Annotated in this window: 1 rRNA gene (only partly in view); it reads right to left on the minus strand. The window is 57.5% G+C overall.

The window, feature by feature from the left end:
- Positions 1-1,699, minus strand: a 23S ribosomal RNA gene (locus ACZ5CZ_RS38570); it reaches 1,268 nt to the left of the window's first position.
- Between the last annotated feature and the right edge of the window lie 59 nt (positions 1,700-1,758).

Consider the following 1,758-nt stretch of genomic DNA (forward strand, 5'->3'; position numbering starts at 1 on the left):
CCGTCCTACACCCTTACCCCGGGACAACCACCGCCCGGGATGGACTACCTTCCTGCGTCACCCCATCACTCACCTACTACCAGCTCGGGCCACCGGCTCCACCACTTTCCATTCCCCGAAGGGTCCGGAACGGCTTCACGGGCTTAGCATCACTGGATTCGATGTTTGACGCTTCACAGCGGGTACCGGAATATCAACCGGTTATCCATCGACTACGCCTGTCGGCCTCGCCTTAGGTCCCGACTTACCCTGGGCAGATCAGCTTGACCCAGGAACCCTTAGTCAATCGGCGCAAACGTTTCTCACGTTTGTATCGCTACTCATGCCTGCATTCTCACTCGTCAACCGTCCACAACTACCTTCCGGTGCTGCTTCACCCGGCAGACGACGCTCCCCTACCCATCCATACAGGCGTTGGCCCTATATGTATGAATGACACGACTTCGGCGGTACGCTTGAGCCCCGCTACATTGTCGGCGCGGAATCACTAGACCAGTGAGCTATTACGCACTCTTTCAAGGGTGGCTGCTTCTAAGCCAACCTCCTGGTTGTCTGTGCGACTCCACATCCTTTCCCACTTAGCGTACGCTTAGGGGCCTTAGTCGATGCTCTGGGCTGTTTCCCTCTCGACCATGGAGCTTATCCCCCACAGTCTCACTGCCGCGCTCTCACTTACCGGCATTCGGAGTTTGGCTAAGGTCAGTAACCCGGTAGGGCCCATCGCCTATCCAGTGCTCTACCTCCGGCAAGAAACACACGACGCTGCACCTAAATGCATTTCGGGGAGAACCAGCTATCACGGAGTTTGATTGGCCTTTCACCCCTAACCACAGGTCATCCCCCAGGTTTTCAACCCTGGTGGGTTCGGTCCTCCACGAAGTCTTACCTCCGCTTCAACCTGCCCATGGCTAGATCACTCCGCTTCGGGTCTTGAGCGTGCTACTGAATCGCCCTATTCGGACTCGCTTTCGCTACGGCTTCCCCACCCGGGTTAACCTCGCAACACACCGCAAACTCGCAGGCTCATTCTTCAAAAGGCACGCAGTCACGAGAATGTGCAAGCACATTCCGACGCTCCCACGGCTTGTAGGCACACGGTTTCAGGTACTATTTCACTCCGCTCCCGCGGTACTTTTCACCATTCCCTCACGGTACTATCCGCTATCGGTCACCAGGGAATATTTAGGCTTAGCGGGTGGTCCCGCCAGATTCACACGGGATTTCTCGGGCCCCGTGCTACTTGGGTGTCTCTCAAACGAGCCGCTGACGTTTCGACTACGGGGGTCTTACCCTCTACGCCGGACCTTTCGCATGTCCTTCGCCTACATCAACGGTTTCTGACTCGTCCCACGGCCGGCAGACCGTGGAAGAGAGATCCCACAACCCCGCATACGCAACCCCTGCCGGGTCTCACACGCATACGGTTTGGCCTCATCCGGTTTCGCTCGCCACTACTCCCGGAATCACGGTTGTTTTCTCTTCCTGCGGGTACTGAGATGTTTCACTTCCCCGCGTTCCCTCCACACTGCCTATGTGTTCAGCAGCGGGTGACAGCCCATGACGACTGCCGGGTTTCCCCATTCGGAAACCCCCGGATCAAAGCCTGGTTGACGACTCCCCGGGGACTATCGTGGCCTCCCACGTCCTTCATCGGTTCCTGGTGCCAAGGCATCCACCGTGCGCCCTTAAAAACTTGGCCACAGATGCTCGCGTCCACTGTGCAGTTCTCAAACAACGACCAGCCACCCATCACCCCAA

The sequence above is a fragment of the Streptomyces sp. NPDC031418 genome (assembly GCF_055581605.1).